Below are 18922 nucleotides of genomic sequence, written 5' to 3'. Positions count from 1 at the left end.
CATGCAGGAGCGGGGACGCGCCGACCGGCGTCGTCCCCGCCCCTTGTGCGTGCAGGCTCTGCTCGACCTAGCCGCGGGCTCCCTGGCCGGCGGTGGCCGGCTCGGGCGCGGGCGCGCCGTCGGCGGCGGCCTCGAGGTGCAGGACGCCGTAGGACCAGCCGCGGCGGCGGTAGACCACGCTCGGCCGGTCGGTGTCGCTGTCGTGGAAGAGGTAGAAGTCGTGGCCGACGAGCTCCATCTCGCGCAGCGCGGCCTCGAGGGTCATCGGAGCGCTGACGTGGACCTTCTCGCGGACCTCGATGGGGCTGTTGCCGACCGCGCCGAAGAGGTCGGGCCCGTCGTCGGTCGTGCTGTCCCCGTCGAGCACGGGCTCGGGCGCCTGCAGCCCGGCCGTCGCCTCCGCCACGGAGACCGGGGCCTTGCGTCCGCGGTGCACCTTGCGGCGGTCGTGCGCGCGACGCAGCCGCTCCAGGAGCTTGTCGGTCGCGAGGTCGACGGCTGCCTGCCGGTCGTCATGACACGCCTCGGCTCTGATCACCGGACCCTTCGAGCGACAGGTGATCTCGACGCGCTCCGAGGTCTTGGACTGCCGGGGGTTGGTCTCGTGGCTCACGAGCACCTCCACCCTCTGCATCCGTGGCTCGAGCTGGGTCACCTTGTCGAGCTTCTCGGCGACGTACTCGCGCAGTCGGTCGGAAACGTTGACGTGCCGTCCGGTGACGACGATCTCCATCGGTCCTCCTTGGGACGAGGGGGTACGTGGGGGTGGCGTGCTAGGCCTGACGCGCTGGGTCCCACCCCCTTCGCCGCCGCCGCCGACCACTGGTCGGGGCAGACGCAGAGAACCCCCGTGGTCCGCGGTCGCCGCGTGCCTGGGGGTCCATGACGACACGTTAGACCCCGACGGGTGCACTCGCCAGGGCGGGTCCCTCCCTGTCTGAGCGCAGCGGGGTCGCGAGGGCGCAGGCAGCGACGACACGGGCCGCCCCGGCTCGCCGCAGGGCCCGCGTCGCCTCGGCCAGGGTGCTGCCGGAGGTGACGACGTCGTCGACGAGCACGCACGTCGCGCCGACGAGCAGCCCTGTGCCACAGGGGCTCACGTGCATCGCCCCGTCGAGGTTGGCTCGGCGCCCGGCTCCGCCGAGGGTCGCCTGGTCACGGACCCCGCGGCGCAGCCGGAGCAGGTCGACGACGCGCGCCTCCTCGGGTCGCAGGCCGGCGACCGCACGTCGTGCGAGCGCCTGGACCGGTCGGTCGCCGCGGGCGCGAGCGGTGCCCGGCGCGCTCGGGGCCGGCACGACGAGGAGACCCCCGCCGGCCGCGGCTCGGGCGGTCGTCGGGTCGGCTCGCAGCACCGCGTCGAGCGCACGGGCCAGCGGCAGGGCGAGGACCGGCGCGAGGTCACGCCGGTCACCGTCCTTGTAGGCGCGCACGAGGGCCGCGGCCACCCCTTCGTAGGCCCCGCCGGCCCAGCACGGCGGCCACCCCGGTGGCATCGGCCGGGGCACGACGACGCGCGGACGCGGCGAGAGCGCGGCGGCGCACGACGCGCACAGCGGGGCACCGGTGTCCCCGCAGCCCGGGCACGCGGCGGGCAGGACGAGGTCGAGGGCCGCGGCGAGGAGGTCTCTCACCCCGCCATCCTCGTGCGGCGCTCCTCCGCCGCGGGAGCGGACGACGGCGGTGTGGACGACGGCTCGGCGCAGCGAGGTCCTGTGGACGGACCCGTGGTGGGGGGTACCGCGGTCAGGGGATGCTGCGAGTCAGGACGACGGGACGACGACGGTGCCGGTGACGCCGAGCGCGCTCCAGCTCGCCCCGACCCGGCTGTACGTGCGACCCGACGAGGTCGTCACGTAGAGCTCGCGCTCGCCACCGGTCGTCGCGATCGAGCGGGCCGATGTCACCGCGGCAAGGGCCTCGATCTGGCCGCCGACCTCGACGATGAGCGGGCGCACGGCCTTGTCCGTCGACCGGCGTCCGAGGACGCCCAGCGTCGTCGGGGTGATCCACGTGAGGTCTCTCGCCTGCTCGACCGACGCCGCGACCTGCAGCGACTGGGTCGCCGTCGACGTCGGCAGGCCGTTGGGCTGGCGGGCGATGCCGCTCACCTGGATCTGCACGTCGCCACCCCCGTCGTCGGTCGAGATCGCGGCGAGGCAGGTGCTGTCCGGGCTCACCGAGATCGCGATCGGCCGGCGGCCGGTGAGCCACGGCGCAGGCACCTCCGCCGGCTCGGCGTCGGGCTCGGAGGGGTCGACGGCGGTGTTGATGACCCACAGCCGCGAGGAGTCGAGCTCGCCGCGCCCGGCGACCCACAGCACCCCCGACGCGTCGTAGACGGGGCGGGTCATGTGGGTGGCGAACTGCTCGACGGGCACCGAGGTCTTGTCGTCGAACCAGCGCACGAGCTCCAGGCCGGAGCCACGGACCCCGGCGATCTCCTTGCCGTCGAGGCTCACCGCGAGCCGGGCCCAGCGGGTCGGCACGTCTGAGAAGGGGCTCTCCCGGGCAGCGACGTCGGTGTCCGTGGCCGCGCCCACCTGCCGCAGCGGCACGGGCACGGCCCGCTCGTCCTCGCGCACGATCGCGTACTGGCCGTCCGGCGAGCCGACCTCGACGAAGTCGAACTGCGCCGGGCTCGTGAGCGGCGGCTCGATGCCGGGCAGGTCGAGGGTGGAGCCGGCGACGCTCAGGGCGACCTGGGTGACGGCCGGCAGCTGCATGAGAGAGGCGACGAGCTGGGCGGCGAAGTTCTTGCGCACCGTCGGGTCGCTCGACAGGTCGGTCTTGAGGTCGACCTGGGCGACGCCGTCGATGACCGGCACCGCGTCGACCGTGAGGCGCGCGTCGGCGTCGGTCTGGACCGCCCCGGCCAGGTAGCCCGGCACGTCGCCGAGCTGGGCCCGCACGAGACGGGTGGCCTCCTGGTCGCTGGGGATCCAGCGCAGGTCGGGCACGAGCCTGTTCCACCCGATCGCCGCGTAGTGCACGCGGTAGCGCCGGTACATCTGGTCGACGCGCGAGGAGGGCAGCAGCCGCCCGAAGTCCTGCTGGACCTTCGAGATCCGCCACTCCCCGTCGACCCGGCTCACCCCGAAGCGCACGATCGCGCCGTCGCTGGCCTTGGCGAGCGAGTAGCGGCCGTCGGCGTCGATGCGCGCGGCGACACGGGTCTGCACGTGCATCGTGCCGTCGCCCTCGGAGCGGATCTGGGGCAGGTCCTGCGCCTGGACGATGGTCTGCGCGTCGTCCGGGTTCCACGCGCTCGACGCCTCGGGCGTGAGATAGCTGCGCGCCACCGACAGCCCGCTGCCGGTCGACGCGCCGGCGAGCAGGAAGCCCTGGACGAGCTCGGCCGGGGTCATGCCCGCACGCGGCGGCTCGGGCTGGTACTGGATCTCCTCGCGATCCTGGGCCGCGTCGACCTCGAGCCCCGGGCGCACGGTGTCGTCGACCGACAGACCGCACGAGCTGAGGGCCCCGACGCCGCCGGCGCCGAGCGCGAGGCGCAGGACGGCCCGCCGCGGCAGGCCCGGCCGCTCGACGGGGGTCATGGGGTCCCCCCTTCGCTCCTCGCCAGACGCGGCGAGGGGTCCGCCGCCATCTCCGTGGGCGTGAGCGGGAGGGCGGCCGTCTGGATGCGCGACTCCGGGGTCTTGGGCAGGGTGAGACGGAAACGCGAGCCCTGGCCCGGCTCGCCCCACGCCTGGAGCCAGCCGTGGTGGAGGCGGGCGTCCTCGAGCGAGATCGCCAGCCCGAGCCCGGTGCCGCCCGTCGTGCGGGCGCGAGCCGGGTCGGCTCGCCAGAAGCGGTTGAAGACGAGCGAGGCCTCGCCGGGCCGCAGGCCGACGCCGTGGTCCTCGACGACGACGCTCACCGAGTCGTCGTTCTCGCCGACGTGCACCGTCACCGGACGGCCCTCGCCGTGCTCGACGGCGTTGACGACGAGGTTGCGCAGGATCCGCTCGATGCGGCGGCTGTCGACCTCGGCGATGGCGGTCGAGCCGGTCCGCACGACGCCCACCTCGGACCCGCGCACGCGGGCGATCGGCTCGGCCGAGGCGATGGCGCGGTCGACGACGGCGTAGATATCGGTGGGCTCGAGCTCGAGCACCGCGGCGCCGGCGTCGTGGCGGCTGATCTCGAGCAGGTCGGCGAGCAGCGCCTCGAAGCGCTCGAGCTCGGTGACGAGCAGCTCGGCCGAGCGGGCCGCGACGGGGTCGAGCTCGTCCTTGCTCGACATGAGGACGTCGGCCGCCATGGTGATCGTCGTCAGCGGGGTGCGCAGCTCGTGCGAGACATCGGAGACGAAGCGCTGCTGGACGCGTGAGAGCCCCTCGAGCTGACGGATCTGGGCCTGGAGGCCGTCGGCCATGTCGTTGAAGGAGCGGCCGAGCTGGGCGAGGTCGTCGTGGCCGCGCGCGCTCATCCGCTCGTTGAGGTGGCCCGAGGACAGGCGCTCGGAGACCGCGGCCGCGCGACGCACCGGCGAGACGACCTGCCGGGTGACGACGAAGGCGACGGCCGAGACGAGCAGGACGAGCGAGAGCGCGCCGAGGACGAAGGAGCGCGTGATCGTCGCGAGCGTGCGCTTTTCCTGCTCCATCGGGTAGACGAGGTAGACGTCGTAGGCACCGGCGGTCGGCACGGTGATCTGCGAGCCGACGACGACGGCGGGGATGGTCTCCTCGCTCGACAGCCCCGTGAGCGCGCCCGCGCTCTGCCCCTCGCGGCGCAGGTCGATCGTCGTCGTCTGCTGACGCTCCGGGTCGGCGGCCACGGCCTGGCGCAGCTCGGGCGGGATGTCGTCGAGGTCGACGCCGCTGCCCTTGATGAATCGCGTCTCGAGCGCCGGGCCGGGCTCGTCGTTGTTCTGCGAGCGCGCGAAGACGAAGTAGCGCGAGCGGTCGTCGGCCGGCGGGGCGAGGGTGGAGTTGACGATGTCGTTGACCGCCTGCGACAGCTTCGCGGGGGTCTCCGTCTGGTCGGTCTGGTCGAGCGTCTCCTGCGCGTCCCCGGCGAGCTGACGGGCCTGGGCCTGCGAGGCGCTCACCCGGTCGGCGATGAGCCCCTCGGCGATGGAGCGGTACATCGCCGCGCTGATGAGCGAGACGGTGATGATGCCGAGGACGACGGTCGTCGTCACGACGCGCAGCTGGAGGCTGCGCCGCCACAGGGCGACGATCCGGCGGACCGCTCGGACCGGCAGCGCCGGACGACTCGGCGGCTCGGGGAGGAGACCCCCGGCCATGGTCAGGCCGGGCCCGCCTTGTAGCCGACGCCCCGGACGGTGACGACGATCTGCGGGTTCTCGGGGTCCTGCTCGATCTTGCTGCGCAGGCGCTGCACGTGGACGTTCACCAGACGGGTGTCACCGGCGTGCCGGTAGCCCCACACCTGCTCGAGGAGGACCTCGCGGGAGAAGACCTGCCACGGCTTGCGGGCGAGGGCGACGAGGAGGTCGAACTCGAGCGGGGTGAGCGAGAGCGGGGTGTCGCCGCGGCGCACGGAGTGACCGGCGACGTCGATGACGAGGTCGCCGATCTGCAGGCGCTCGGGCTCGGGCTCGTCGCCGCGGCGCAGACGGGCGCGCAGCCGGGCGATGAGCTCCTGGGGCTTGAAGGGCTTGACGACGTAGTCGTCGGCACCGGACTCGAGACCGACGACGACGTCGACGGTGTCGGTGCGCGCGGTGAGCATGACGATCGGGACGCCGGACTCCTGACGGATGCGGCGGCAGATCTCGATGCCGTCCATCCCGGGGAGCATGACGTCGAGCAGCACGAGGTCGGGACGCACGTCGCGGAAGACCTCGACAGCCTTCGCCCCGTCGGCGACGTGGCTGACCTCAAGATCTTCCTTCTGGAGCACGATGCCGAGCATCTCGGCGAGCGCCTGGTCGTCGTCGACGACGAGGACACGTCCCTTCACGTCTGTCCCTCCTACGGGTCCCTGCTACCTGTACGGGTCGGCCCCATGGTCGCACAACGGCGGGCCCGGGACTCCCAGGCCCGCCGTCGGCGGAGGCGTCGAAGGGGGACCCGGCGGGGTCCCCCTTCGCGCTCAGTAGCGGTAGTGCTCGGGCTTGTACGGGCCCGCGACGTCCACGCCGATGTACTCGGCCTGGGCCTTGGTCAGCTCGGTGAGCTCGGCGCCGATGGCGTCGAGGTGCAGCCGCGCGACCTTCTCGTCGAGGTGCTTGGGCAGCACGTAGACCTGCTTGTCGTACTCCCCCGGCTTCGTGAAGAGCTCGATCTGCGCGATCGTCTGGTTCGCGAAGGAGTTGCTCATGACGAAGCTCGGGTGGCCCGTCGCGTTGCCGAGGTTGAACAGGCGACCCTCGGACAGGACGATGATCGAGCTGCCGCTCTCGAAGGTCCACTCGTGGACCTGCGCCTTGATCTCGGTCTTGACGACGCCGGGGACCTTCGCCAGGCCGGCGATGTCGATCTCGTTGTCGAAGTGGCCGATGTTGGCGACGATCGCCTTGTTCTTCATCTTCTGCATGTGCTCGGCAGTGATGATGTCGAAGTTGCCGGTCGTCGTGATGTAGATGTCGGCGGTCTCGAGGAGGTCCTCGAGACGGGCGACCTGGTAGCCCTCCATCGCGGCCTGCAGCGCGCAGATGGGGTCGACCTCGGTGACGATGACGCGGGCGCCCTGGCCGCGCAGCGCCTCGGCGCAGCCCTTGCCGACGTCGCCGTAGCCGCAGACCACCGCGACCTTGCCGGCGATGAGCACGTCGGTGGCGCGGTTGAGGCCGTCGATGACGGAGTGGCGGCAGCCGTACTTGTTGTCGAACTTCGACTTCGTGACGGAGTCGTTGACGTTGATCGCCGGGAAGAGCAGCTCGCCGGCGCGGGCCAGCTCGTAGAGGCGGTGCACGCCGGTCGTCGTCTCCTCGGTGACGCCCTGGATCTCACCGGCGACGGTGGTCCACTTCTGGGCGTCCTGCTCGAGGGTGCGGCGCACGAGCGCCTTGAAGACGGAGAACTCCTCGGAGTCGTCCTCGGTCGTCGGGGGCACCTGACCGGCGGCCTCCCACTCGCGACCCTTGTGGACGAGCATCGTGGCGTCGCCGCCGTCGTCGAGGATCATGTTCGCGCCCTCGCCGGGCCAGGTGAGGATCTGCTCGGTGCAGTCCCAGTACTCCTCGAGGGTCTCGCCCTTCCAGGCGAAGACCGGCACGCCCTGGGGGTCGTCGGCCGTGCCGTGCGGGCCGACGACGACGGCCGCGGCGGCCTCGTCCTGGGTGGAGTAGATGTTGCACGAGGCCCAGCGGACCTCGGCGCCGAGCGCGGTGAGCGTCTCGATGAGCACGGCGGTCTGCACGGTCATGTGCAGCGAGCCGGCGATGCGCGCGCCAGCGAGGGGCTGGCTGTCGCCGTACTCCTCGCGCAGGCTCATCAGGCCGGGCATCTCGTGCTCGGCGAGACGGATCTGGTGGCGGCCGGCCTCGGCGAGGCCCAGGTCGGCGACCTTGTAGTCGAAGGACACGGGTGTGCTCCTTGGGTGTCGGGTACACGGACCCGGCGCGCCCCTCTGGGCTCCACGGGTCATCACCCACGCCGGCCCCTCCAGTGTAGGACCGGCGACGGGGTGCCCCGTCCGCCCGCGGGCGAAGGGGGCCCCCCTTCGCCCGACCCCTCCGACAAAACCCTGCTGGCTGCCTTTCGACGAGCCAGGACCCCTTCGAGACCCTGCTGGGTCGTCAAGACCCAGCCAGCAGGGTTTCGTAGCACCACGGATCCCCGGCGAAGGGGGTGTCGCGCACCATCCGCAGCTCGTCGGCGCCGAGCGCGGTGGCGACCCCGCGACGCTGATGCGCCGGGTCGACGGAGAGCGAGCACATCTCGAGGGCAGGTGCGTCCTCGTCGCGGGGCGGTCCGGTCGTGCACCACCCCACGGGCCGACCGTCGAGGCGGGCGACGAGGGTCCGGGCGCCCGCGGGCGACAGGGAGCGGGCGACGGGTGGCTCCCCCTTCGCCGCGGTTCGAAGAAGGATCGTCACCTCGAGGTGACGATCCTTCTTCGAACGACCGCTGCCGGTGGGGGCCGGCCCCCGTCAGTGGGTGCGGGGCGTCGTCGGCTCGTCGGGGGCGTCGTGACCGGCGTCCTCGCCCTTGCCCTTGCCGAAGGGCAGGACGTGCATGACGGCGACGATGACCGCGCCCCACGCGACGCCGAGGAGGAAGGAGAAGAAGGTGTTGGTCAGCCAGCCGAGCACACCGCCGAGCGCGCCCGTCGCCTCGTGGACGGCCTCCTCGAGGTGGTGGACCCACTCGTAGGGCGCCGCCCACCAGCCCGACTCCTCGAGCCCGACGAGGATGATGTGCCCGCCGACCCAGAGCATCGCCACGGTGCCGATGACCGAGATCGCGGCGAGGACCTTCGGCATCGCGGCGACGAGACCGCGCCCGAGACGCTCGGAGCTCGGGTTCTTCGCCAGGCGCAGGCCGATGTCGTCCATCTTGACGATGAGCGCGACGACGCCGTAGACGACGAGGGTGATGAGCACCGCGACGACCGTGAGGATCACCGCGCGCGAGACGAAGCCCTCGGAGGCGACCTCCTTGAGCGCGATGATCATGATCTCGGCCGAGAGGATGAAGTCGGTGCGGATCGCGTTCGAGGTGACCGCGGCCTCCTGGGCCGCCGCGTCCTCCCCCTTCGCCGCGACGGGGTCGCCGTGCCCGCCGCCGTGGCCGGAGACCTTCTCCCAGATCTTCTCGGCGCCCTCGTAGCAGAGGTAGGAGCCGCCGAGCATGAGGATCGGGCTGATGATCCACGGCACGAACTGGCTGAGCAGCAGTGCCGCCGGGAGGATGAAGAGGATCTTGTTGCGCAGCGAGCCGATCGCGATCTTCTTGATCATCGGCAGCTCGCGGCTGGGGTCGACGCCCTGGAGGTACTGCGGGGTGACCGCCGTGTCGTCGACGACGACGCCGGCCGACTTCGCCGAGGCACGGCCGGCCGCCGCCGCGACGTCGTCGACACTCGCCGCGGCGAGACGGGCGAGCGCCGCGATGTCGTCGAGCAGGGCGAAGAGGCCGCCGCTCATCGCCGCGCCCCCGGGGTCAGCCGGCGGGCCGGCGAGAGGGGCGCGATGACGAGCGGGTCCGTGAGCACGCTCGCAGGGTACTGCCGAAGGGGGATCAGCCCGGGGTCTGCGCGGAGGCGATGCTCTCCGGGTCCTCGGTCTGCATCGTCTCGAGCAGCCCGAGCGCGGCGTTCTCGACGACCTCGGTGAGCGCCGGGTGGATCCAGTACTGCCCACGGGCGAGGTCGAGCAGCGAGCTGCCGAGCGCGAGGGTCTGCACGACCGGCTGGATGAGGCTCGAGGCCTGCGGCCCCACGACGTGCCCGCCGAGCAGCGCCCCCGTGCGGCGGTCGCCGACGAGCACGCATCGGCTGGTCCGGTCCTCGAGGGCCCACCCGTACGCGGTCGAGCCGTACTCCTGGACCTTGACGACGACGTCGTGACCCGCGTCGCGCGCCTCCTGCGTCGTCATCCCGACCGAGGCGACCTGCGGGTGGGTGAAGACGGCGTACGGCACGGCGTCGTGGATGAAGCAGTGGAGGTCCTCGGGGTGGGCGAGGTTGTGCGCGACGACCCGGGCCTCGTGGTTGGCGACGTGCTTGAGCATGTACGGCGACGAGACGTCGCCGAGCGCCCACACGCCCTCGGCCGTCGTGCGGCCGTGCTCGTCGACGACGACCCGGCCGTCCTGGCGCAGGTCGACACCGGCGAGCTCGGCGCCGAGGTCGTCGGTGCTCGGGCGGCGGCCGGTCGCGACGAGTACCTCGTCGACGACGACCTCGGCGCCGTCGGTGAGGGTGGCGTGGATGCCGTCGTCCTCGCGCCGCAGCGCGGTGACGCTCACCCCCGTGCGCACGTCGTAGCGCTCACGCGCAGCGGCGGTGACGACGGCGCGCACGACGTCGTCGGCCTCGCGCAGCAGGTCCTCGCCGCGCACCGCGAGGGTGACGGCAGACCCGAAGGCCTCGAAGACGTGGGCCATCTCGAGCGCGATGTACCCGCCGCCGACGACGAGCAGGCGCTCGGGGAGCTCCTCGAGACGCATGATCGTGTCCGAGGTGTGGGTCTCGACGTCGCTCTGCGCGATCTCCGGGGGCACGAAGGCGTGCGACCCGGCGGCGATGACGACCTGGTCGGCCGTGACCTCGACCGCCCCCTCGGGCAGGTCGACGACGAGGCGCCGCGGCCCGACGAAACGGGCGTGCCCGCGGTAGAGGGTCGTGTGCTCCCCGTCGCGGCGGTAGGCCTCGCCGGAGGCTGCGATGGGGTCGATCCGCCCGAAGACCCGGTCACGGATCGCCGGCCAGTCGGCGCCGTCGAAGCGCGTGCGCACCCCGAGACGCTCCCCCGTCTGCGCGTCGATCGCACGGTCGGCGGGCAGGACGAACATCTTCGTCGGGATGCAGCCGACGTTGAGGCAGGTCCCGCCGAACCACGGTGCGCCCTCGATGATCGCGATGTCGGCGTCGGCGAGCTCGGGCGTGACGAGCGAGTTGCCCGACCCTGACCCGATGATGACGATGTCGTGGTGGGGCATTCAGGCCCTCTCTCCTGTGATGTCGTCCAGACCGGGCACCCGGCCTGGGTCGAGCCCGTGACCGAGCGCGAGGTAGGCGGTGGCGAGGTCGAGCATCGCCGCCAGCGAGGCGACCCGCACGAGGTCGGCGCCGGGGCGGGCGTGCTGCTCGACGACCGGGACCCCGCTGTGCTCCGCCGCCCGGCGCACCGAGCGGGTGAGGCCGTGGTCGACGCCCTCGACCTCGACGCCCTCGGTCTCGCGCAGGAGCACCAGGGCCAGCGGGCGGGCCGGCGCAGCGCCGTCGAGGTAGGGGTCGGCGAAGACCCCGCCGCCGGACCCGTCGGGCGAGCCCGCGGCCGGCCCGGACAGGCAGGCGACGATCTCGCCCGCGTCGTCGGGCAGCCGGCCCCAGGAGGCCGGCACCCGTGAGGTGCGGTGGAGCATCGCGGCCGCCCGGGAGGCGGCGACGGAGGTCACCGGCCCGTCGGCGAGGACGAGCGGCGAGCGGTCCGCGAGGTCGAGCGCGAGGGTCTTGGCCGGGTTGACGAAGTACTCCGCGTCCGGGCGTGCGCGCTCGGCGACCTCGTCGAGGGTGTCGGCGAGCTCGTCGAAGGGGGTGGCCCCCGCCTCGAGCAGACCGGCGAGCTGGAGGGCGCGCAGCACGGGCACGGCGGCGGCCCAGGCGGCGGTGCGCGAGCGGGCGACCCGGTGGGTGTGGTCGCTGCGGCCGGTGACCTCGACGTGCACGCCGCGGGCTCGGGCGGCGGCGTCGGCGAGCGGGCCGCCGGGCGCACCGACGGTGAGCACGCTCGCGCCGCGGCGGGCGGCCTCGTAGGCCTGGGCGACGGGTCCGTCCGCCGCGCCGCTCAGCGAGATCGCGACGACGAGGTCGAGCGGGCCGATCCAGCCGGGCAGGGCGCTGCCCGCACCCGTCGTCACGAGGACACCGGAGTGCCGGGTCAGCGAGCAGGCGAGGTCGGCAGCCAGCCGGGTGCCCCCGACGGCGACGACGTGCACGGCGCGCGGACGGTCGGCCGCGAGACGCCGCAGCGGGTCGGCGAGGTCGCCGTCGACACGACCGGTGACCTCGCGCACGAGCGCACCTGCCCCGGCGAGCGAGCGCAGGTAGTCCGTGCGGTCCACCTCGTCCCGACGACCGGGGTCGTCGAGGAGGGTCTCGTCGAAGGGGTGCACGGCCGGGGGCCTAGGAGCCGTCGGTCCCGGGTCGGCGGGCCTCGTCGACGAGCAGCACGGGGATGCCGTCCTCGACCCGGTAGGCCAGGCCGCACGTCGGGTCGACGCAGACGAGCTCGGGCCCGGCGGGCCCCTGCTCGTCGCGCAGCTCGCTGCGGCAGGCGGGGCAGCGCAGGATCTCGCGCAGCCAGGGCTCGATGGTGGTGCTCATGGGTCGTGCTCCCTTCGTCGGTCGGGGCGCTCGCCCCGCCGCAGGTCAGGCTCGGACGCGGGCGAGGACCTCGTCACGGATCTGGGTCATGGTCGCCTCGTCGGCGGCCTCGACGTTGAGCCGCAGCAGCGGCTCGGTGTTGCTCGGGCGCAGGTTGAACCACCACATCGGCTCGCCGTCGTCCTCGCGGTGGGTGACCGTCATGCCGTCGAGCTCGTCGATCTCGACCGTGCTGCGCTGCTCGACCCAGGCGCGCACGTCAGCGGCGACCGCGGCCGCGTCGTCGACGGTCGAGTTGATCTCGCCCGAGGCCGGGTAGCGGTCGTAGGGCGCCATGACCTCGCTCAGCGGGGCCGGCGTCTCGCCGAGGGCGGCGAGCACGTGCATCGCCGCGAGCATGCCGGTGTCGGCGAAGAAGAAGTCGCGGAAGTAGTAGTGCGCCGAGTGCTCGCCCCCGAAGACCGCGTCGTGCTCGCTCATCTGCGCCTTGACGAAGGAGTGCCCGACCCGGCCGCGCACGGGCCGGGCGCCGTGCTCGGCGATGATCTCGGGCACGGCCGCCGAGGTGATCGCGTTGTGCACGACCCGCACGTCGGCGGCAGAGCGACCGGCGGCGACCTCACGGGCGATCTCGCGCGCGGCGATCATCGCGGTGATGGCGCTCGGCGAGACCGGCTCGCCGCGCTCGTCGACGACGAAGCACCGGTCGGCGTCGCCGTCGAAGGCGATGCCGATGTCGGCGCCGTGCTCGCGCACGGCGGCCTGGAGGTCGACGAGGTTCTTCGGCTCCAGCGGGTTGGCCTCGTGGTTGGGGAAGGTGCCGTCGAGCTCGAAGTACATCTCCTCGACGCGCAGGGGCAGCTCGGGCAGCCCCGCCGCGGTGCCCAGGACGGCGGGCACGGTGAGCCCGCCCATGCCGTTCGCCGCGTCGACGACGACGTGGAGCGGGCGCGACCCGGACAGGTCGACGAGCGAGCGCAGGAAGCCGGCGTAGTCGGCGAGCACGTCGCGGTGGCTCACGCGGCCGTGCGGCCCGTCGAAGCCGGACCGGCCGGCGTCGAGGTGCCCCTGGGCGACCTCGCGGATGCGGTCGAGACCGCTGTCCTGGCCGACGGGGCGGGCGCCCGCGCGGCACAGCTTGATGCCGTTGTAGCGGGCCGGGTTGTGGCTCGCGGTGAACATCGCGCCGGGCATGTCGAGCGCGCCGCTGGCGTAGTAGAGGCCGTCGGTGCTCGCCAGGCCGATGAGGACGACGTCGACCCCGCGGGCGGTGATGCCGGCGGCGAGGGCCTCGACGAGCTCGGGCGAGGAGGGCCGCATGTCGTGGCCGACGACCACCGTGGACGCACCCTCGGCCTGCGCGACGACCTCGGCGAAGGCGGCGCCCAGCGCCCACACGACGTCGACGTTCAGCTGGTCGGGCACCGTGCCCCGGACGTCGTAGGCCTTGACGAAGGCCCGCAGGTCGATGCTCACGCCGACAGCCTAGACGGCGGCCGGAGCGCCTCCGGCACGCGCCTCAGCCCTGGTCGCGCAGGACCCGCAGGTGACCGCGACGGCCGGTCTCGCGCAGACCGCTCGCCTGCTCGCTCGCCTGCGAGGTCGGGCGGGCGGTGGCGGGTGCGGAGGTGGCGACGGGGCCGCGCGACGACGGCGCGGCGCCCGGCCGACGGCGCACGGCCTCGGCGATGGCGACGAGGTCGTCGTGCGAGTCGGGGGCCGGGGCACCGGAGTCCAGGCGCACGACGTCCCACCCGCGCGGTGCGGTGAGCCGGGCGGCGTGGTCGGTGCACAGGTCGTAGGCGTGCGGCTCGGCGTAGGTCGCCAGCGGTCCGAGCACGGCGGTCGAGTCCGCGTACACGTAGGTGAGGGTCGCCGTCGCCGGGAGGGAGCAGGCGGCTCGGGAGCACAGACGGGAGACACTCACGCCGGTCAATGTAGGCCACGACGGCGACAGCCGTGGGCGGCGCGCCGGGAGCACCCGGCGCGGGACCTCCCCGGGGGCGCCGTGGCGACCTAGGGTGGCCCGGTGAGCACGGGCAGGGACCGACGCGGTCGTGGGCGACGCGGACCGCTCGCGTGGCCGGCGGTCCCGGCCATGGTGAGCCGGGCCGTCGCCTTCGACGAGCTCGTCCTCGACTGCGCGCAGCGCTACGAAGGGGTCCTCGGCGCCCGGTGGGCGGACGTCGAGCTCGCCGTCGCGGACGTGCCCCCGACCGACCCCGCACCATGGGAGGACGGCCCCGCGCTGGCCCGGATCTTCCCCGCCGAGGGCGCGCACCCGCACCGGGTCGTCGTCTACCGCCGTCCGGTCGAGACCCTCGCCGCGCGCGAGGGCGACCTGGCCAGCGTCGTCGAGCTCGTCGTGGCCCGCCAGCTCGCCGAGCTGCTGGGCGTGGACGTCGAGGACATCGACCCCGAGCTCGGCTGAGCCGGGCTCACGGGACGGGCAGCACCTCGACGGTGCGGTCGGCCACCCGGGCTCGCAGCAGCGGCGTCACCGAGAGCACGGGGGTCCCGGGTCCGGTCTCCCCCTTCGTCAGCAGCGACGCGTGCACGTCGCCGGAGACCCGCCGCACCCAGACGGCGTCGACGTCCTCGAGCGGCACGACCGTGCTGCGGTCGCGCTCGAGCGAGACCGTCGTCGTCGTCGCCTCGCCGGCGTACACGCTGACGACCTCGGCCTCGGCGGCGCCGGACGGCGCGGTGAGCTGGACGTGGCGCGGAAGTCCCGCGACGGCGTTCGGCACCACTGCTCCGACGAGGTCGCGCACGGCCGGGGTCGCGGTGCTCCACGACATGTCCTGGCCGCCCGTGCGCGACGCGGAGCCGACGACCTCCGCCGCGGCGACGACCGGCTCGTCGGAGGTGACGGTGTAGGCGACGACGCCGCTCTCGACGTCGACGTCGACGCTGCGGCTGGTGCCGGCGGGCACGGTCGCCACCGCGACCGAGCGGGCGCGGTCGGAGCCGACGGCACGCACCTTGACGACGGCGTCCCGGCTGCCGGGGGCGCCGACGACGACGCGGGCCGACTCCCCCTTCGAGATGGCGCCGAGGACCTGCTCACGGCTCGGGCCGCCGGTCGCGGGCACGACCTCGAGACCGCGCGGCTCGAGGCCGTCGACCCAGTGGTCGACCACCCAGGCGGCGACGGGCCCGCCGGTCGCGCGGACGCGGACGACCTGCGAGGCGCTCGCCCCGGTGATGCCGTCGAGGAGCAGCGCGACCCGCGAGCGCGGCGGCACGGTGACGTCCTGGCCGGCCGGCGGGGTCTGCGGGCGTCGCTCGCCGAGACCGGTGACGTCGACGGAGACGGGGTTCTCGCCCGGGTTGCTCACGAGGAGGCGCTCCTGACGGCCTGCTCCGGAGCCGCCCGCGACGAGCCACTGGTCGGCGCTCGTCACCACGCACGGCGCGGTGCTCGCACCGCGCACCTGGTCGTTCGACGCGACGACCTCCTCCGCGCCGACGAGACCGGGGGCGTGGTCGCCCGTGCCGGTGATCGTCGCCCCCTGGGCGAGGGACCCGCCACGGGCGACGCGGTCTCGCTCGACGGGTCGGTCGGCCTCGCCGCCGAGCGGGCTCACCTGGAGACGGCCCTGCTCGTCCGGCGGGCGGACGAGGCGGCGCACGAGGTCGTCGGTGGCGGACTGACCGGCGACGACGCCCGACGTGCGCACGTCCTCGACGCCGTCGACCCCTGCGAGCGGCGAGCCCGGGCAGACGAGCTCGGCCTGCGTGGCCGGCACGCTCGCGCGCGGCGCGGCCCCCGACGGGCCCGTGGGCTCCGGGCGGGTGGCGGCCTGGGCACCGGCGACGGTGCCGCCGGCGAGGACGGCGACGAGGACGAGCCGCAGCGGCTTCACTGCTCCTCCTGCGGGTCGGGTCGGCGCTCGGTGGGCAGGGCGAGGTAGAGACCGACGACGAGCGAGCCGAGGACGAGCCACTTCCAGGCCGCGTGCCCTGTGCGCACGTCGATCTCGACCTCACGGGTGCCGGCGGGCACGGCGTAGGTGGGCACGCTGCTGCGGGTGTCGAGGACGAGCGGCGCGCCGTCGCCGGTGACGACCGCGTGCTCGGTCCAGCCGATGGGCTCGCCGACGACGACCCGGCCCTGGCCGGGTACCCGCAGGACCCCGGTGCTCTCGCTGTGGTCGCGCAGACCGACGAGGTTGCGCGCGCCGTCGGCTCCCCCGACGTAGCGCACCCGCGACGGCGTCGTCGAGCCGGTCGACTCCGGGCGCACCGACCACGTCGTCGTGCCGGCGCTCGTCGACAGCCGACGCAGACCGGGGGTGGCGTCGACGGCGACCTGGTCGTCGCTCGAGGGGTCGTGCATCGTCACGAAGCCCACGCCCCACGCGCCGAGCGCGGCGTCGACCGGGGTGCGGCCCGACGGCCCGACCCCGAGCAGGGCTGCGACGTCGTCGCTCAGCCCCTCGTCGACGAGGGGTGCCGGCAGGTCCCGGACGAGGTCGGGCGCCTCACGGCCGACGAGGCGGTAGGTGATCGCGCCGTCGTCGGTGCGGCCGAGCGAGAGGGTCCGGCCGGCGAGCGGGCCCTCGGCGGCGTCGACGGCGATCTGCGGCCGGTCGTCGCGCCAGGTCGTCAGCTCGTCGCCGAAGCCGGTGTCGGCCACGAGCGCCGCGCTGCCGACCACCCCGCCGGCGAGGACGAGCACGGGCAGCACCTGCAGGGCGCGACGGGCGCGTGAGGTCGCGGCCGGCAGGGCCGCGAGGCCGAGCCCGGCCAGCGAGAGGACCCCGAGCGCGACGAGCAGCCCGCCGACGCCCGGCCACGGGCGCACCTCGGCGCCCGCGTCCGCCAGCCCGGCCGGGACCTCGCCGAGGACGACGAAGGGGGACCCGACCGCGGCGGCCGCCCCGAGGACGACGACGAGACCGGCCGCCCAGGGCAACGGGCCGCGGGCGAGCAGGAGACCGAGCAGCGCGAGGAGAGCCACGGGCAGGTACCACCACAGCGGGATCTCGCCGGGCCCCCCGGGCGCCGCGGCGGCGAGCCGCCACGCCTCCGGGAGGGGCCCGCGGGCGGTGGCTCCCCAGCCGGCGAGCAGCCGCTCGGGCTCGGCACGCAGGGTGAGCAGCCAGGGGCCGGCGAGCAGGAGCGGGAGGGCGAGGAGGACGACCCCGCGCCCGCGCCGGCCCGGTCGGCCGAGGAGGAGCAGGGCGACGCCGACGAGGAGCACCGGCACGGCGAGGGCGGGCACGAGGGAGCCGAGGACGGCGGCCCACAGCGCGGTGCGCACGGCGTCGCTGATCCCCGGGCCACGGCGGGCGGCCCGGACGAGACCGGCGGCGACCCGCGGCAGCAGGACGACGGCGAGCAGCGGGCCGACCCGGCCCTCGCCCGCGGCGGCCGCGGCGGCCGGGGTGCTGATCCACCCGAGGGCGAGCAGGGCGCGCACCCACCGGGCGGTCGTGACGACGCGCGCGCTGCGGTAGGCGACGACGGCACCCAGGGGCAGCGCGGCGAGGACGAAGAGGCTGAGCGCGACGCCTGCGGGCGAGTCGGCGTCACCGCCGCCGGGGACGTGCTCGACGACCCAGCTCGCCGCCGCCAGCAGCAGCACCGCCGGGCTGCGCTCGAGGTCCGATCCCGCGCCGGCACCGGACCACGCGTCGCGCCAGCTCGCGAGGAGAGACCCCGAGGTCGCCCGGCCGCCGAGCAGCTCTCCGCCGACGAGCCCCGCGTCGAAGCGGTGGCGCAGCTCACCGGTGATCTGGCGACCTGCCCAGGCAGACATCGCGACCGCGGCGAGGAGCAGGAGGGGCACCGGGCTGCGCAGCAGCCCGGTGGCCTCGGCGCCGGACGCACGGGCGTCGACGCCGCCGCCGGGGTGATGACCGCGGATGTCGTCGGCCAGGCGCTGGCGGGCCTGGGCGGCCGGCACGAAGAGGGTCGCGAGCTCGCGCCGGTCGACGGTGGGCCGCCCGCCGCGGCGCCGCAGCGAGGTGAGGGTGCGGGGGTCGAGCGAGCCGCGCACGAGCGCGAGCTCCTCCCGGGCCAGCCCGGGGCGCTTGAGCAGCAGCAGGCCGAGCGCGGTGAGCAGCGCGAGCAGCGCCCCGCCGAGAGCTCGGACGGGTGCCGCCCACAGCGGGCCGCGAGCCAGGGCGACGCGCCGGGCCTGGGCGCGGTGCCGCAGCCCCGGCCGGCGCTCGACCGGCCACGGGCGGACGGCGAGGACGGCGGTCGGCACCGCGACGACGCGGTGCCCGCACCGCTGCGCTCGCCAGCCGAGGTCGAGATCGCCCCCGAGGTCGCCGAGGCCGGGGTCGTGACCGCCGAGCGCGAGGTACTCGTCGCGGTCGAGGAGCAGACCTTCGAGGGGGCCCGCGAGCACGTCGACGGAGTCGTCGTGCTGGCCCTGGTCGCGCTCGCCGCACACGGGTGTCGGGACGAGGCGCCCGGCCCGGGTCACCTGCAGGCCCTGGCGCACGAGGACACCCTCGTCGGCGACGTCGACGACCTTCGGCGTCGCCATGGCCACCCCGCGGCTGACGGCGGCGACGAGCGCGTGGAGGGCGTCGGGACGGGGCCGGCAGCGGCTCGTGAGGACCCACACGAGGTCACGCCGGTCGGCGTGGGTCGGCAGGCTCTCGACGAGCTCGGGCAGCGAGCGCCGCAGACCACGCCGGGGGTCGAGCCGGGTGGACAGGGCGGGCAGCCCGGCCTCGCGCACCGGGGCGAGGACGGCGTCGACGTCGAGCCCCGAGGGGCTGGCGTCGACGAGGAGCACCGTGTGCTGCTGACGGTCTGCGGCCCCGGGGGCGTCGTCGAGGTGCGACTGGGCCAGGAGGCCCGCGACGGTCTCTGCGGCGTCGTCCGCGGACCGTGCGAGCAGGACGGTGGCGACGGCAGGGGGCGCCTCAGGAGCGCGGCGGGAGGGGGCCGCGGTGGTCTCGGGCGCGTGCTGGGGTGGTGCCGGTGTCAC

Annotated in this window: 16 protein-coding genes; 1 reads left to right on the top strand and 15 read right to left on the bottom strand. The window is 74.6% G+C overall.

From position 1 onward, the window contains the following. Positions 1-67 precede the first annotated feature (67 nt). The 13 genes from raiA to L6241_RS08120 all read right to left on the bottom strand — a co-directional run bounded on the left by raiA (position 68) and on the right by L6241_RS08120 (position 13894). Complete coding sequence (gene raiA / locus L6241_RS08180; protein WP_368245689.1) at positions 68-733, bottom strand: ribosome-associated translation inhibitor RaiA; 666 nt, start codon at positions 731-733, stop codon at positions 68-70. Positions 734-893: 160 nt separating this feature from the next. Next, entirely contained in the window at positions 894-1634 is a 741-nt protein-coding gene (locus L6241_RS08175; RefSeq protein WP_191563015.1) for a ComF family protein, read from the bottom strand. Positions 1635-1763: 129 nt separating this feature from the next. After that, positions 1764-3557, bottom strand: coding sequence for a GerMN domain-containing protein (locus L6241_RS08170; RefSeq protein WP_368245688.1), 1794 nt, complete (start codon positions 3555-3557; stop codon positions 1764-1766). After that, positions 3554-5254, bottom strand: coding sequence for an MtrAB system histidine kinase MtrB (mtrB, locus tag L6241_RS08165; protein ID WP_368245687.1), 1701 nt, complete (start codon positions 5252-5254; stop codon positions 3554-3556). The genes L6241_RS08170 and mtrB overlap by 4 nt, the downstream gene beginning before the upstream one ends. Positions 5255-5256: 2 nt before the next feature. After that, positions 5257-5934, bottom strand: coding sequence for an MtrAB system response regulator MtrA (gene mtrA, locus L6241_RS08160; RefSeq protein ID WP_368245686.1), 678 nt, complete (start codon positions 5932-5934; stop codon positions 5257-5259). A gap of 132 nt (positions 5935-6066) precedes the next feature. After that, positions 6067-7500: an adenosylhomocysteinase gene (gene ahcY, locus L6241_RS08155; protein ID WP_068273525.1), complete on the bottom strand. Its 1434-nt coding sequence runs from the start codon at positions 7498-7500 to the stop codon at positions 6067-6069. Between the two features lie 214 nt (positions 7501-7714). Continuing rightward, on the bottom strand, positions 7715-8014 hold the full coding sequence (locus L6241_RS08150; protein ID WP_368245685.1) for a GNAT family N-acetyltransferase: 300 nt from the start codon (positions 8012-8014) through the stop codon (positions 7715-7717). 54 nt (positions 8015-8068) lie between these two features. Then, positions 8069-9064, bottom strand: coding sequence for a DUF808 domain-containing protein (locus tag L6241_RS08145; protein ID WP_251718588.1), 996 nt, complete (start codon positions 9062-9064; stop codon positions 8069-8071). A gap of 94 nt (positions 9065-9158) precedes the next feature. After that, complete coding sequence (locus tag L6241_RS08140) at positions 9159-10580, bottom strand: mycothione reductase (protein ID WP_368245684.1); 1422 nt, start codon at positions 10578-10580, stop codon at positions 9159-9161. Further along, positions 10581-11756, bottom strand: a complete 1176-nt coding sequence (locus tag L6241_RS08135; protein ID WP_368245683.1) for an SIS domain-containing protein — start codon at positions 11754-11756, stop codon at positions 10581-10583. It lies immediately after the preceding gene. Positions 11757-11766: 10 nt separating this feature from the next. After that, complete coding sequence (locus tag L6241_RS08130) at positions 11767-11967, bottom strand: Trm112 family protein (RefSeq protein WP_068273517.1); 201 nt, start codon at positions 11965-11967, stop codon at positions 11767-11769. A 45-nt stretch (positions 11968-12012) separates the two neighbouring features. Further along, positions 12013-13443: a phosphomannomutase/phosphoglucomutase gene (locus L6241_RS08125; RefSeq protein WP_368245682.1), complete on the bottom strand. Its 1431-nt coding sequence runs from the start codon at positions 13441-13443 to the stop codon at positions 12013-12015. Between the two features lie 43 nt (positions 13444-13486). Next, entirely contained in the window at positions 13487-13894 is a 408-nt protein-coding gene (locus L6241_RS08120) for a DUF3499 domain-containing protein (protein WP_191681278.1), read from the bottom strand. Positions 13895-13996: 102 nt separating this feature from the next. Between L6241_RS08120 and L6241_RS08115 the strand changes: the two genes are divergently transcribed. After that, entirely contained in the window at positions 13997-14398 is a 402-nt protein-coding gene (locus L6241_RS08115) for a metallopeptidase family protein (RefSeq protein WP_224766748.1), read from the top strand. A gap of 7 nt (positions 14399-14405) precedes the next feature. Here L6241_RS08115 and L6241_RS08110 read toward each other — a convergent pair whose 3' ends face one another. Further along, positions 14406-15836, bottom strand: a complete 1431-nt coding sequence (locus L6241_RS08110) for a DUF5719 family protein (protein WP_368245681.1) — start codon at positions 15834-15836, stop codon at positions 14406-14408. Next, positions 15833-18922, bottom strand: coding sequence for a glycosyltransferase (locus tag L6241_RS08105; protein ID WP_368245680.1), 3090 nt, complete (start codon positions 18920-18922; stop codon positions 15833-15835). The genes L6241_RS08110 and L6241_RS08105 overlap by 4 nt, the downstream gene beginning before the upstream one ends.

This window comes from Janibacter sp. Y6 (assembly GCF_040900765.1).
GTDB lineage: Bacteria > Actinomycetota > Actinomycetes > Actinomycetales > Dermatophilaceae > Marihabitans > Marihabitans melonis.
Note: the sequence above shows the minus strand (reverse complement) of the source record. Positions and strands in the feature narration are given on the sequence as shown.

What these genes read in the sequence shown, in the direction of transcription:
- L6241_RS08145 (WP_251718588.1), bottom strand. Translation starts at nt 9,064, where the DNA reads ATGAGCGGCGGCCTCTTCGCCCTGCTCGACGACATCGCGGCGCTCGCC.
- L6241_RS08140 (WP_368245684.1), bottom strand. Translation starts at nt 10,580, where the DNA reads ATGCCCCACCACGACATCGTCATCATCGGGTCAGGGTCGGGCAACTCG.
- L6241_RS08130 (WP_068273517.1), bottom strand. Translation starts at nt 11,967, where the DNA reads ATGAGCACCACCATCGAGCCCTGGCTGCGCGAGATCCTGCGCTGCCCC.
- mtrB (WP_368245687.1), bottom strand. Translation starts at nt 5,254, where the DNA reads ATGGCCGGGGGTCTCCTCCCCGAGCCGCCGAGTCGTCCGGCGCTGCCG.
- L6241_RS08170 (WP_368245688.1), bottom strand. Translation starts at nt 3,557, where the DNA reads ATGACCCCCGTCGAGCGGCCGGGCCTGCCGCGGCGGGCCGTCCTGCGC.
- raiA (WP_368245689.1), bottom strand. Translation starts at nt 733, where the DNA reads ATGGAGATCGTCGTCACCGGACGGCACGTCAACGTTTCCGACCGACTG.